A 13,774-nucleotide genomic window follows, 5' to 3' on the forward strand; every position below is an offset into this window, starting at 1 on the left:
GATTTATTGCCTCCGGCGGGGATTTTTTCAGCCAGGTGAAGGTTCACGAGCTTTGTGCCATCTTTTGCGCAAGTTTCAGGGCCTCGATCAGGCTTGTGGGGGTGGCGATGCCTTTGCCCGCGATATCCAAGGCAGTGCCGTGGTCGGGTGAGGTTCGGATGAAGGGCAGGCCCAGCGTAACGTTCACGCCACGGTCGAAATCCAGTGTCTTAATCGGGATCAGCGCCTGATCGTGGTACATGGCAATTGCCGCGTCATAGCGCGCGCGCGCGGCGGCGTGAAACATGGTATCTGCGGGGTGCGGGCCGGTCACAGTGTACGTATCGTCGAAAATCGCGGCGATTAAGGGCGCGATCCAGTCCAGCTCTTCCTGACCCATTTTCCCACCTTCGCCGGCGTGGGGGTTCAGACCTGCTACTGCGATGCGAGGGGTTGTGACTCCGAACTGTTGGCGCAGACCATCGGCGGTGATGGTGATGGTCTCGCGCAGCAACTCTGGTGTCAGGGCCGCTGGCACGTCGGACAAGGCGATGTGGATCGTGGCCGGGACCACGCGCAGTTGGTCGCTGGCCAGCATCATCACCACGCGGTCACGACCGGCCAGGGCGGCCAGAAACTCGGTATGGCCGGGATAAGCAAATCCAGCCCCGTCGATCAGAGCCTTTTTATGTATCGGTGCCGTACACAGAGCTGAGGCCGCGCCGGATTGAACCAGCGAGACGCCTCGCTCAATGGAGGCTATGACAGAAGGTGCGTTGGCAGGGTCCGGTTGCCCGGGGACATTAGGGGCCGGAAACCCCATCTGCAGCACGGGCAGGGCGGTGGCGCAGATCTCCTGCGCCTGGGCCGGTGAAGTGACATGTGCGACCGGCGTGCCCTGCGGCAGGTGGTTTGCATCCCCGATATAGACGAACGGACAGCTGTCGCGCAGGTTAGACCACGCTTTGGCAGCGATTTCCGGGCCTATTCCGGCTGGGTCTCCGCAGCTTAGCGCGATGGGCGGGGTCATTGTTCGACGATGGTGGCGTCGGCCCGAAGCTGTTCAACGAGGCTTTCGGCAAAGGCTTGCAAACGCTGTTGTGTCAGCGCGTTGGCCACATCTGCGCGCGATGTCTCTTCTCCCCGATCCACGGTGCGTGTGCACAGCATCAGGAACACCAGTGTCTGACCATTGTTGCGCGTCAGCGATGTGGAGACCTCGTTCAGGTCAAGCTTGGCAAGCTCCAGCGCGATATCGCGGGGAATCTCGGAGGGGCTGGCATCGACACGGTCCAGAACTTCGGGTGGTTGATCCTTGGCGATTCCGTAGAGATCGTCACAGGTGTCGACCTCTTCTTTCAGCTTGGCGGCCCGGGCCAGTGTGTCGGCGCTACGTCCGCCCGCCATGTAATATGCGGCGTAGTCAATCTTGGAGTAGCGGGGCGCGCCGGTGGAAACTTCGCGCAGACCTCGCATCTGAAACAGGGCGATTGCGTTGGGCAGCGAGATCGGTTGCGTTATGTCCCCGTTCTTGAGGCCCAGAATCACCGGTTGCAGTGCCGGAGGCAAATTGGTGAGATTCAGCCAGTCCAGTCGGCCGCCATTGTCGCGCGTGCCCGCAGCCGAGTATTGAGTAGCGGCTGCAGAAAACGCGTCTAGCCCCTGAACCTGGGCAATCTCCTGTGCCAGAAGATCGGCCTGAGCAACAGTTTGCTGGTTCACTGGGATGATAATCTCGGACAAAAGCACCTGAAGACCTCCGCCGCCGCTCTGGCCAAGGGCGCGGTTGATCTCGTCGTCAGACGGGCGGGCCTGTGACAGAAAACGGGCGCTGACGTAGTCGCGCCAAGACATTTGGTTGGACACGAAATCCCGCACGGTTTCCCGATCCACGCCTTGTTCAGCAAGCAATTGAAAAAACTGGTCGGTCGACAATTGACCGCGGGCGGCGAATTCGTCGATGCCCACCTGAATGTCTTCGGGAGCTGCCTCGATTCCGGCTTCGCGCATGGCCTGTTTGCGCAGGCGGTCTTCGATCAGCGCATCGCGCACCTCAGATTCGGTGGCACCGGGCGCCCCCAATACGGTCAGAAATTGTTGCCGTTGGTCCAGCTCATACCAGGTGATGATGTCCTGATTGACCTTGATCGCTGGCGAAAACAGGCTTTGCGCGCTGACCTGTGGACTTGCCACAGCCAGTATTACTGCAGCCAGGGCCGGGGCGACGGGATTAAGCCAACTGGCACGAACGAAACTGGAGAAACCTGAAATCAACTGCATCTTCTCTTGTACTGTTTGCCGCCACTTTCGACAGAGTATCCTGTCAAGGCAACGGTAAACCCGAATTCTGTCGAAGGCTCAATACTTGATGATGATGTAAAGCGCCTGCTGACGTTCATGTTAACTTGCACGCATTCATTCTGATACGTGACGCCCAACCCGTAGCGGATCGGCTCGGACTCACTGAGATCATACCGTGCGGTGGCCCATGTAAACCAATTTTGGTCCACAGTATAGCGTCCGACCAGGCGGGTTTCGGAAATCTCGTCATCCACGTTTTCAGCTGGATCCGGTTCTTGCCAAACATAGCTGCCTGAAATTCCCACGATCGGTTTCTGCCAGGCCGCACGTAGCTCGGCCTTGGCAAAACTGAAATCGCCGTTCAGCAAACCACGCCCGGCCAGCGACCATCCATTGTCCGTTTGAAGCTGACCCGCAATCAACAAATCCGAGGCTGTACCCTGCAAGCCGGATGTCAGGTTGAAATCGGAATCGGCGTCTGCACGGAAAACCTGGCCAATTGTCGCCAGCGCCCGCCATCCCTTTGGCCCAAAGCGCGACCAGTTGACGCCAACCACACCCGTCACACCGTCTTCGCGACGATCCGGCGCGGGAAAGCGCGATAGGGCCAAAAGGTTGCCTTGGTCGAATTCCTGAAAGGTGCTTTCGTCATTTGGGACATCCGTGTCCGTCACATGGGTCCAACCGACCTGCGCAATCGGCTCAAGTATCTGCGTTGCCCCGGATGCTTCGCGTCGCCGCACGGGATATCGCAGCGTCAGCGCCGCGCGCGGCGTGGATCGGGTAACTTGATCCGGGAATGCGCTGTCATGGCGGATGTTGAACGTGTCGATAGATGCGCCTACGCGGGCATCGGCCCTCAGGCCGGACGCAAAGGTCCAGCTGCGCAGCCATTCCGCATCGAACGTTGCCCGCGCAATATCCCTGCCGACGACATCAGCGTCGCTGGTACGTTCATGTGCATGGGCAATAAAACCCAACCGCACCTCTCCTCCCACGGCCTGTGGGAACAGACGCTTCTGGTAGTAGAGGTCGAATACACGCGACGGGATTTCATCCTGATTTTCGCTGTCACGCAAGGTTTTGTAGTGAATAAAGCTAGTGCGAAAGGCCGTGTCACGTTTGATCCGTTCCAGCGCGGCCTCGCTGCGCAGTCGGTCAAAATCGGGCAAGCCGTAATCGGCCAGATAGGCGTCGTCGGAGGTCGTCTTGATATCAAAGGTGAACCGGTAGCCGTCGTTGAGGTTGAAAAAACCATCGGCAAAGAAATACCCGCGATCTTCGCCTTCTTCCAAATCATCCCTGGTGTACGCGCCCTGCAGCTGAATGCGGCCGCGTTTGAACGCCTGCCGGTACCGCGCGCCCAGGGTTCTCGTTTTCGCCGATAGATAAGGGGTAAGCGTCAGGTCCTTGTGATCACCCAGCTTTATGAAATAGGGCACCCTTACCCCGGTCCCAAGCTGCGACGTGGTGCGAACGGATGGCACCAGAAACCCGGTTGCCCGATCCAAGGTCGGATCCGGCAGGCGCAGGTATGGAAAGTAAAAGACAGGCACGTCCAGAACACGAAACTGCGCCCCTTCGAAGTAAAGCTGACGCTCCAGTTGATCATGCGTGACCTTGCGGGCGCGAATCTGCCAGATAGGCGGCTTGCCATTGGCGCAGACATGACACGACGTCGCCGATACCTTGCTGAACTGTGTGTACCGACCCGCCGCGCGGGTGGCCTGAACTGATCCGATCTGGAGCTGTTGGTCAAAGACCATACGCGCGCCGATCAGCAGCCCGTTCTGGATGCCGTCATCCAGTTCAGCCGAATCTGCCAGAATCGTTGTCGCGCCGCCCTGATCAATCCGGATTGGCCCTTCCAGCGTTAACGCGCCGGTATCCCTGTCATAGGTTATCCGGTCAGCTGTTATCTTTATATCGCCCTGAAATGCCTCGACATTGCCCTCGGCGACAAGGACACGTTCGGGTGTGATAAACACCTGATCCGCCACCAGCAACGCAGGTAGATCCTCTTGATCGGCGGTCTGTGCGGGGGCCGCTGCAGGCTGATTCTGGGCCACGACACCGACTGGCATGGCCAGTGCCACTGAGCTGGATAACAGCAGGAAGGCGAGTTTCCGCATCAGCCGTCCTCCGCATGCAGCAACAGGCCAAGAGATAGAAGTATGGCTGCGAAGGGTGGGGCCCAGGCCGCGACTAAGATAGGCAATTGACCGTTTTCTCCCAGTATTTGGGCAAAGTTACGCACGAAATAGATGAGAAATCCCAAAAGTACGGCCGTCAGGACGGCAATACCTGTACCGCCGAACCGGACATGGCGCATGGTGAAGGCGGCACCGATCATGACCATGGCCACAAGAAAGAAGGGCCGTGCCAGCTGCACCTGCAACCAGACCTCATACTGTTTGGTCGAAAACCCGGCCTCGCGCAGATCGCGGATTAACTGCGGCAGGTCATACACAGATACCGAGTCCTGCTGACCCAGCGTGTCGATAATACGTTGGCGCGTCAGGGTTGTCGGAACTTCCAATTGCTGGTGCTCCGAGGCGTTGGCCTCGGGGTTCACGTTCTCTTCCAGCGGCCAGATCTTTGCGTTGTACAGAATCCAGTTCCCATCTGTCAGCGCTGCGCGACTGGCCAGGATTTGCTGCGTCGGGGTCCCATCCTGAGCAAACGTAATGATTGTTACGCCGTACAATTCCAACATCTCGTCATTCGATGTGCCACGCGCATGGATAACCGATTGCCCGTTGGCTGAACCCTGCCGCAACCAAAGACCTTCTCTGGTGATCGACAGGGTCGAACTACCGTTGTTTTTGTAACTGTCCGATAGGCGTTTGTATTCTTCGGACGTCGCGGCAGCGATGGGATTCAGCAAGACAACTGCCAGCGTTCCAATCATCACTGCCAGCGTCACCGGTGCCAGCAGCGACCGGATGCCAGAGCGCCCGATGGATCGCGTGACCACCAGTTCTGAACTGCGCGCCAGACCGACGAACAGAGCAATCGTGGACAGGATCACCAATAGGGGCAACATCTCGCTGATGGCCGCTGGGGTGTTGAGCAGGGTCAGATGAACAACCCGACCAAAGGATAGCCCGACCGAGTCAAAGCGGCGCGACTGTTCGATCAGATCAATCAGAATCAGCAGGGTCAAAAAGATGCCGCCGATGACCAGAAAGCTCTGCAGGAACCGGCGGGCAAAGTATCGGTCGAGGATCACGGATGCGTCCCCGCAATAACACATCGGCGAAAACAGAATGGGGTTTGGCCAGAATCACTGTGACCTGCGCGCATGCGCAACGGCGTATGCCTGCCCTGTCTCGCCAACTCGTTCTCCCCCGATCCTGCCGGAATTTTTTCGGCACTCTACTGCAATTAGCGGGCGGGGAAAACTGCTATCTGGTCAACCCGCGCAGCGCGGGCTAGGTCTTGGGGAACAGTTTTTGAGGAGTTTGCAATGAGCAGTCTTGTACCGATCGAATTTCAGGCCTTTGACATGGACGCCATGGCGCTGGCCGAAGGGCGCGTGGTCATCATCCTTACGTCCGAAGGTAAGATGAGCCCCGCCGTGCGTCGCGCAAATCGTCTGACCCGCGGTGCCGTGGCGCGGCTGGTGGAAAGCGAACGCTTTGCAAAAGTGAAATCGGGTAACGTGATCTCGCTGGCGTGGCCTGCCGGTATGGCGGCTGAAGCGCTGGATATCCTGATCCTGCCACGCCGTCCCGATCACGATGAGGCACGCAAGGCCGGGGCTGCGCTGGCCAAGCTGGCCGGGGGCAAGCCTATGCTGGTGATGGCGGGCAATCAGGTCCGCGCTGATGAGCTGGCACTGGGCATCGCGTTGCGCAGCTATGATTTTGTTGCGCACAAGACCAAAGAATCGGATGCGGCCGCAACAATCACCATCAGCCACCAGAAAGCTGACGAGGTTGCAGCTGATTTCGCGCCGAAATATGCCGTCGCAGATGGCGTGCGAATGACCCGCGATCTGACCAACGAACCTGCCAACGTCCTGACCACCACGGAATTCGCTGACCGTCTGGCCGAGATGCAAGAATTGGGGCTCGAGGTTGAAGTATTGGAAGAGGACAAGCTGGCCGAACTGGGCATGCGCACGCTGCTGAGCGTCGGGCAGGGCTCGGTCAGCCCCTCCAAGGTGGTGGTGATGCAATGGAACGGCGGGGACAAGGATGACGCGCCGCTGGCTCTGGTTGGTAAGGGGGTTGTGTTTGATACCGGGGGTATCTCGCTCAAGCCTGCTGGCGGCATGGAAGACATGACCATGGACATGGGCGGCGCAGGTGTGGTCGCGGGCACGATGCGCGCCCTGGCCAAACGCAAAGCCAAGGCCAACGTCGTTGGTCTGGTTGGTCTGGTCGAGAACATGCCCTCGGGCAACGCCACCCGGCCGGGCGATGTGGTGACCTCAATGAAGGGCGACACGGTCGAGATCATCAACACCGATGCCGAAGGCCGATTGGTTCTGTGCGACGTGATGTGGTACACGCAAGAGCGGTTCAAACCAGTTGGCATGATCGATCTGGCGACCCTGACCGGAGCGGTCATTATCGGGCTGGGTCATGAAAATGCCGGTGTGTTTTCGAACAATGACACCTTTTGCGATGCGTTCCTGAAATCCGCCAAGGCCGAGGATGAAGGCGCGTGGCGGCTGCCGCTGGGCGAAGCTTACGACAAACAGCTGAAATCGCGCATCGCTGATATGAAGAACGTGGGCGGACGGCCAGCGGGCTCGATCACCGCCGCGCAGTTCCTGCAACGATTCGTCAAAGAGGAAACGCCGTGGATTCATCTGGATATCGCGGGTGTCGCTTCGGTGTCTTCGGAAACTTCATATGCGCCCAAAGGGGCCACCGGCTGGGGCGTGCGCGCGTTGAACCGTCTGGTGCAGGACAATTTCGAGTAAGCAGATGGGGGCCGTCTATTTCTATCACCTGACCCATCAGCCGTTAGAGCAGACCCTGCCGGTTTTGCTGGACAAGGCGCGGAAGGCCGGGTGGAAGATCGCCGTGCGGGGAACAGATCCCGCGCGGATGGACTGGCTGGACGAAAAACTGTGGCTGGGCCCCGAGGACGGGTTCCTGCCGCATGGCCGAGCAGGCGGGCCGCATGATGCGGCCCAGCCGATCCTGCTGACGACCGAGGCGCATTCCGCCAATGATCCGGCCTGTGTCATGGGTGTGGATGGTGCTGCGATCGACCCTGACGAGGTGGCAGCGCTGGAACGGGTGTGTATCTTGTTTGACGGCAATGACAGCGAGGCTGTTCAATATGCGCGAGGGCAGTGGAAAACGCTGACCGACGCAGGATGCACAGCGCAATATTGGTCCGAGGAATCGGGCCGTTGGGAAAAGAAGGCCGAGGCATAGGCCCAGGACCTTCAAAGACACTACCGGGAGAGCGACAGATGGAGATGAAGCCTTTGGGCCGCACGGGCATCATGGTGACGGATCTGTGCCTTGGCACGATGACCTTTGGCACCCAGACCTCAGAGTTGGACGCGCACCAGCAGATGGATATGGCGCTGGAGGCCGGGATCAACTTTGTCGACGCTGCCGAGATGTATCCGGTGAACCCGATCTCTAAGGAAACTGTCGGGCGGACCGAAGAAATTTTAGGCAATTGGAATGCTGCCAACCCAGCGCGCCGGGGTGATTACATTCTGGCCACCAAGCATTCGGGCGCGGGATTTGCCCATGCCCGTGACGGCGCGCCGATTTCGGCGCAGACGATCCCTGTGGCCATCGAGGGATCGTTGCGGCGACTGCAGACGGACTGCATCGACCTGTATCAATTCCACTGGCCAAACCGGGGCAGTTACATGTTCCGGCAGAACTGGAACTATGCGCCGTCCGGACACAACACGAGTGACGTGCTGGACAATATGCAAGAGTGCCTGAGCGCGCTGCAGCTACAGGTCGACAAAGGCAACATTCGCACCTTTGGTCTGTCCAACGAGAGCGCCTGGGGCACTGCGCAATGGCTACGGATAGCCGAGCAGATGGGCGCGGCGCGGGTGGCCTCGGTGCAGAACGAATATTCACTGATGTGTCGCCATTTCGATACGGATATGGCCGAATTGAGTGTGCATGAGGATGTTGGGCTGATGGCTTTTTCGCCTCTGGCCTCTGGGTTGTTGACCGGCAAGTATCAGGGAGGTGCAGTGCCCGAGGGATCGCGGATGTCACTGGTGCCCGAGATGGGCGGCAGACATCGCAGCAGGGCCTTTGAGGCAGTGGCTGCCTATCTGGAGGTTGCTGACAAGCACGGGCTGGACCCTGTTCATATGGCGCTGGCCTGGTGCCGGACCCGACCGTTCATGATGTCGGCTATTTTTGGTGCCACAACCGTGGCGCAGCTTGCCCATATTCTTGAGGGTAAGGACTTGCAGCTGTCCGATGAGGTTTTCAGCGCGATCAGTGAAGCGCACCGCGCGCATCCGATGCCGTTTTAGGGGGCTCTGCCCCCGTCTCCGCTCGCGGAGACTCCCCCGGGATATTTTGGGCCAGTTGAAGCGGATCCGGTCAGTGATGGGTAGGTAGCGTGCGGTCCTGGCGCAGGTCGCGGGCAGAAAGTCCATGTGCTGTGCGGAAGGCGCGTGCAAAGCTGGATTGTGATCCGAACCCTGTGGCCAGGGCCACATCCATCAGAGAAATATCGGTGTCGGTGACCAGCCGTCGGGCCTCGGCCAGACGCAGTTGCAGATAGTGATCCTGCGGCGTGGTATTAAGGCGAAGGCGGAATTGCTGCTGTAGGGTGCGCGGGCTGGTGCCCAATGTGTCGGCGATATCGGCAAGCGGCAGCGGGTCATCCAGTGAGGATTGCATCAGCGTGTTTGCCTTGGCAGTCAAGGCGGTGTGACGATGCGGGACGCCCGTGCGGCTTTGTGGTTTTGTGGGTTCCGGGGCGCCGTCGTACAGGAACAAGCCCGAAACACGGGCCGCGAACCCTGCGCCATGGCGCGCGGCGATGATGTGTAGCATCATCTCAACCGCTGGGATCGCACCTCCGGATGTCAGGCGGTTTTCTGAGACGGTGAATCGGTCGGGGCGCACATCGACATCGGGAAAGCGGGTGGCGAAATTGTCGAGGTCTTCCCAATGGGTAGTTGCGGCGTGACCGTTCAGAAGCCCGGCCTCGGCCAGCAGCCAGGGACCACCATCAATTCCAGCCATGGTTGCACCGGTACCGGCAATGCGGCGCAAGCCCGCCAGAAGGCTGGGCGTGGCATGGCGGGCCAGTTGAAACCCGGCCACTACAATCATCAAATCGCAGCTCTGTAGGCGGGCCAGCGGGATGCCCGGTACAGTCAGAGCGCTGGTCAGCGATGCTGGATTTGCGGTGGCGGTGACGTAATCCCAGTCAAAGGCCGGCCGGTCCGCCAACCGATTGGCGGCGCGCATTGGATCAACGGCAGACGCAAAGCTAAGCGTGTTGCATTCGTCCAGCACAAGAACGGCCGTTTTCAGGGCGCGATGTTCGGGTTGTAGTATGTTTTTTGCGGATTTCATCAAGTTCGATTCGCATTCTGACAAGTGTTTCCCCAAAGCTGCGCCAGACTCGGTCGTGAAAGCAAATCGGAATCCGTGGAGAAGCCTGGGGAAAACTTGGGCGTAACCGGGTATATCTTGGGGAGAACATCATGCCGCTGGAAATGAACCGTGAGGTCTTTATCACCTGCGCCGTCACAGGCTCGGGCGGAACGCAGGATCGCAGCCCGCATGTGCCGCGCTCACCGCAGCAAATTGCCGACAGTGCGATCGCTGCGGCCAAGGCCGGGGCAGCGGTGGTGCACTGCCACGTGCGCGACCCCGAGACAGGTGCGCCGTCGCGCGATCTGGTGCTGTATCGCGAAGTGACCGACCGTATTCGCGACGCCGAAGTCGATGCTGTGCTGAACCTGACAGCCGGGATGGGCGGCGACATGGTGTTTGGCGGCATTGAAAACCCGCTTCCCCTGGCTCAGGCGGGGACCGATTTGGTGGGCGCAAGCGAGCGGGTTGCGCATGTCGCCGAATGCCTGCCTGAGATATGCACGCTGGATTGCGGCACGATGAACTTTGCCGAGGCAGACTACGTGATGACCAACACGCCCGGCGCACTGCGCGCCATGGGCCAGATGATGACCGATCTGGGCGTAAAGCCCGAGATTGAGGCCTTTGATACCGGCCATCTGTGGTTCGCCAAGCAATTGGTGAAAGAGGGGATTCTGGAACCCAACGCCTTGGTCCAGCTTTGCATGGGTGTGCCGTGGGGCGCGCCGGACGATCTGAATACCTTCATGGCGATGGTGAACAACGTACCCGACGATTGGACATTCAGCGCGTTCTCGCTGGGCCGGAACGAGATGGCTTATGTGGCAGCGTCGGTTTTGGCGGGCGGCAACGTGCGGGTTGGTCTTGAAGACAACCTCTGGCTGGATAAAGGCGTGCTGGCCGAGAACTGGCAACTGGTCGAACGGGCGGGAAGCATCATTGAGAATATGGGCGCACGGGTGATTGGACCGGCAGAAGTGCGTGAGAAGCTGGGACTGGTGAAGCGGGCGCCAATGGCGAAGTAGTGCATCGAGGAAATCGAGGTGACAAAACAATCGCTGAGGTTTAACGACGCGGCCATGACTGTATTGTTCTTCCTATCGTTTTTTGTCGCATCGATGCTTGCCGCGACCGCGTATCTGCAATCCGATTCCTCTTGGTGGACAGGGTTGACCGGGGCTTTGGTATTGATCGTTTTGGGTTTTCTAGGCGTTTTACTGGTGCCTGAAATTGAGGTGACCGGATATACCTCTCCGGCTGTTTTCTTAGTGATCGGTGTTTGGTGGTGTGCGGGGATTATCGGACTCGGGAGCGCCTCGGCGCTTGTTTTGCGCCGTTTCCGAAGCGCGGGTCAGGTTGCTGGAATCGTCTTTCTGGGCGGTTGGATTCTGACATTCCTTTGGTTCCTGACCTGAGGATCAAAACGAATGGAAAAACGACATGTTAAAAACAGCTGCAATCATCGGCGGTGGCGTAATCGGCGGCGGATGGGCCGCGCGATTCCTGCTGAACGGGTGGAATGTTCGGGTGTTCGACCCGGACCCCGAGGCCGCGCGTAAGATTGGTGAGGTTCTGGACAATGCGCGCCGGTCGCTGCCAGGGCTGAGTGATATGCCTTTGCCGCCCGAGGGGGGGTTGAGTTTTCACGATGATATCTCGGGCGCTGTGCAGGGCGCGACCTGGATTCAAGAAAGCGTGCCGGAACGGCTGGACCTGAAGATTAAGGTTTACAAAGGCTTGCAAGAGGCCTGTTCGCCGGATGCGATCGTCGGGTCTTCGACCAGCGGGTTCAAGCCCTCTGAGTTGCAAGAGGGCGCGCTGCGACCGGAACAGATCGTGGTGACGCATCCGTTCAACCCGGTCTACCTGCTGCCGTTGATCGAACTGGTGCCAACTCCAGCCAACCCGCCCCAGCTGGTCGAGCGGGCCAACGGCCTGTTGAAATCGGTTGGGTTCTTCCCTCTGCACGTCAAGAAAGAGATCGACGCGCATATTGCCGACCGGTTTTTGGAGGCCGTCTGGCGCGAGGCGCTGTGGCTGGTCAAGGACGGCGTCGCCACAACCGAAGAGATCGACGAGGCCATCCGCATGGGCTTTGGCATCCGTTGGGCGCAGATGGGTCTGTTCGAAACCTACCGCGTGGCCGGGGGCGAGGCCGGGATGCGGCATTTCATGGCGCAGTTTGGCCCGGCTTTGAAATGGCCATGGACCAAGCTGATGGATGTGCCAGAGTTCACCGATGAGTTGGTGGACATGATTGCGGATCAGTCGGACGCGCAATCGGGCATGCATTCGATCCGGGATCTGGAACGCATCCGAGACAACAACCTTGTGGGCATGATGCGCGCGCTCAAGGCGCGGGACTGGGGCGCAGGCGCGGTGCTGAACCAGCATGACGCGGCGCTGAAACCCGGGGCGTTGCCGACAATGGAGCAGGCCGATCTGAGCCAGCCTATTCTGACGGTTGCGCGTGCGGTGCCGCTCGATTGGACTGACTATAACGGCCACATGAACGAGGCACGATATCTTGAGGCCTTCGCCGCTGCGACTGACAGGTTCATGGAAATCATGGGCTGTGACGCAGACTATATCGCTTCGGGCGGCAGCTATTTCACCGCGGAAAATCACATCCGTTACATCGACGAGGTGAAAGCAGGCGCGAAGATCGAAATCCGCACACAGATGCTGTTGGGGCAGGGCAAGAAATTGCACGTGTTCCACAGCATGTACGAGGGGGACAAGCTACTAGCCACCGGTGAGAGCTTTTTGCTGCATGTCAGTCTTGAGACGCGACGCCCCAGCGCACCGTCGGCAGACATCGAGGCCGCGATGGCTCGAATTGCAGAGGCGCAAGCAAACTTGCCCTATCCCCAAGGTGCCGGTGCGGCCATTCGGAAACCAGCATGAGCGGCCGCGTTCTGATCACGGCAGGCGCGTCGGGTGTTGGTCGCGCGATGGCCGAGGCGTTCGACGCGGCCGGGGCGCAGGTTTGGGTGGCGGATGTCGACCACGTCGCGCTGGCCAATTGTCCGGCGCATTGGAACCGATCCCGGGTCAACGTGGCGGACGAAGCAGCCGTGGCAGGCTTGTTTGCCGAGATCGAAGCCGCGTGGGGCGGCTTGGACACGCTCTGCGCAAATGCAGGCGTTGCGGGGCCAACGGCTCTGATCGAAGACGTGGCGCTGGGGGATTGGCGTGCGTGTCTGTCGGTCAATCTGGAAGGAGCATTTTTATGCGCAAAACATGCCGCGCCGATCCTGAAACGCCAACGCAGCGGCGCGGTGGTGATCACATCGTCAACAGCCGGGCAATACGGCTACCCGAACCGCGCTCCGTATGCGGCGGCTAAATGGGGCATGGTCGGGCTGGGCAAGACCCTCGCGATGGAACTGGGTCCACACGGCGTGCGCTGCAATGTCATCTGCCCCGGTGCGGTCGAAGGCCCTCGGATGGAAGGTGTTTTGGAACGCGAGGCGTCGGCCAAGGGCATGACCCGCGATCAGGTCTATGCGGGCTATGCCGCGGGTACCTCGATGGGGCGGTTTGTTGAAGGCCATGACATCGCAAACATGGCCGTGTTCCTTGCCTCGGATGCGGCAAGGCTGGTGTCGGGGCAGGTGATTGCCGTTGACGGGCACACGGTGAACCCCGACCCAAAAGTTTAAGCGGCCTCAGCCCTGGTTTGGCCCACGGATTTGGCGGATAGTTTGGCGAACAGACTGCCAGTCTTTTGCCTGCCGCGTGTTTCCTGCGGCCTCGCATTCGCGCATTTTCTGAGCGGCTTCCGCCTCGGCCCGGTCACCATGAGCGGAATAAAGGGCCCGTGCATATTGAGCGGTTTGTATTGCGTCCATTCCAGTCGTCCTCCGTCTGTGATCGGAATACCCGAAGGTTCGCGCTGGATGACGATAGCACAGGATTTGTCTCGG

The 13,774-nt window shown here is 59.6% G+C and carries 13 protein-coding genes; 7 read left to right on the top strand and 6 right to left on the bottom strand.

The genetic code is table 11. The features are described from left to right. Nucleotides 1-43: 43 nt before the first annotated feature. From pdxA to lptG, 4 genes are read right to left on the bottom strand one after another with little or no spacing between them, the layout of a single operon-like run. Entirely contained in the window at nucleotides 44-1,009 is a 966-nt protein-coding gene (gene pdxA, locus SJY13_RS02445; RefSeq protein WP_377187246.1) for a 4-hydroxythreonine-4-phosphate dehydrogenase PdxA, read from the bottom strand. Next, complete coding sequence (locus SJY13_RS02450; RefSeq protein WP_085820776.1) at nucleotides 1,006-2,259, bottom strand: peptidylprolyl isomerase; 1,254 nt, start codon at nucleotides 2,257-2,259, stop codon at nucleotides 1,006-1,008. The genes pdxA and SJY13_RS02450 overlap by 4 nt, the downstream gene beginning before the upstream one ends. Next, entirely contained in the window at nucleotides 2,250-4,412 is a 2,163-nt protein-coding gene (locus SJY13_RS02455) for an LPS-assembly protein LptD (protein WP_085820775.1), read from the bottom strand. Before SJY13_RS02455 ends, SJY13_RS02450 begins: the two co-directional genes overlap by 10 nt. Then, nucleotides 4,412-5,512: an LPS export ABC transporter permease LptG gene (gene lptG, locus SJY13_RS02460; RefSeq protein ID WP_085821067.1), complete on the bottom strand. Its 1,101-nt coding sequence runs from the start codon at nucleotides 5,510-5,512 to the stop codon at nucleotides 4,412-4,414. Before lptG ends, SJY13_RS02455 begins: the two co-directional genes overlap by 1 nt. A gap of 237 nt (nucleotides 5,513-5,749) precedes the next feature. Here lptG and SJY13_RS02465 point away from each other — a divergent pair, with 237 nt between their 5' ends. From SJY13_RS02465 to SJY13_RS02475, 3 genes are read left to right on the top strand one after another with little or no spacing between them, the layout of a single operon-like run. Beyond that, nucleotides 5,750-7,216 (top strand): leucyl aminopeptidase, encoded by a 1,467-nt coding sequence (locus tag SJY13_RS02465; protein ID WP_377187251.1) that lies wholly within the window; start codon nucleotides 5,750-5,752, stop codon nucleotides 7,214-7,216. Between the two features lie 4 nt (nucleotides 7,217-7,220). Further along, a complete protein-coding gene (locus SJY13_RS02470) occupies nucleotides 7,221-7,679 on the top strand; it encodes a DNA polymerase III subunit chi (RefSeq protein WP_377187254.1) in 459 nt (152 codons plus the stop codon). 38 nt (nucleotides 7,680-7,717) lie between these two features. Continuing rightward, complete coding sequence (locus SJY13_RS02475) at nucleotides 7,718-8,764, top strand: aldo/keto reductase (RefSeq protein ID WP_377187257.1); 1,047 nt, start codon at nucleotides 7,718-7,720, stop codon at nucleotides 8,762-8,764. Between the two features lie 70 nt (nucleotides 8,765-8,834). On the opposite strand, the gene SJY13_RS02480 is transcribed toward SJY13_RS02475, so the two are convergent. Continuing rightward, nucleotides 8,835-9,821, bottom strand: a complete 987-nt coding sequence (locus SJY13_RS02480; protein WP_085820771.1) for a GlxA family transcriptional regulator — start codon at nucleotides 9,819-9,821, stop codon at nucleotides 8,835-8,837. A 131-nt stretch (nucleotides 9,822-9,952) separates the two neighbouring features. On the opposite strand from SJY13_RS02480, the gene SJY13_RS02485 reads away from it, so the two are divergent. From SJY13_RS02485 to SJY13_RS02500, 4 genes are read left to right on the top strand one after another with little or no spacing between them, the layout of a single operon-like run. Further along, a complete protein-coding gene (locus tag SJY13_RS02485; RefSeq protein ID WP_377187260.1) occupies nucleotides 9,953-10,870 on the top strand; it encodes a BKACE family enzyme in 918 nt (305 codons plus the stop codon). A gap of 18 nt (nucleotides 10,871-10,888) precedes the next feature. Continuing rightward, nucleotides 10,889-11,260 carry a hypothetical protein gene (locus SJY13_RS02490; RefSeq protein WP_377187263.1) on the top strand — a complete coding sequence of 124 codons (372 nt, stop codon included), beginning with the start codon at nucleotides 10,889-10,891 and terminating at the stop codon, nucleotides 11,258-11,260. A gap of 25 nt (nucleotides 11,261-11,285) precedes the next feature. After that, a complete protein-coding gene (locus SJY13_RS02495) occupies nucleotides 11,286-12,752 on the top strand; it encodes a carnitine 3-dehydrogenase (RefSeq protein ID WP_377187266.1) in 1,467 nt (488 codons plus the stop codon). Next, a complete protein-coding gene (locus tag SJY13_RS02500; RefSeq protein ID WP_377187269.1) occupies nucleotides 12,749-13,510 on the top strand; it encodes an SDR family oxidoreductase in 762 nt (253 codons plus the stop codon). The genes SJY13_RS02495 and SJY13_RS02500 overlap by 4 nt, the downstream gene beginning before the upstream one ends. Nucleotides 13,511-13,516: 6 nt before the next feature. Here the strand turns inward: SJY13_RS02500 and SJY13_RS02505 are convergent, their stop codons facing one another. Next, a complete protein-coding gene (locus tag SJY13_RS02505) occupies nucleotides 13,517-13,699 on the bottom strand; it encodes a hypothetical protein (protein ID WP_085820766.1) in 183 nt (60 codons plus the stop codon). Nucleotides 13,700-13,774: the final 75 nt, after the last annotated feature.

The sequence above is a fragment of the Ruegeria meonggei genome (genome assembly GCF_042768335.1).
GTDB lineage: Bacteria > Pseudomonadota > Alphaproteobacteria > Rhodobacterales > Rhodobacteraceae > Ruegeria > Ruegeria meonggei.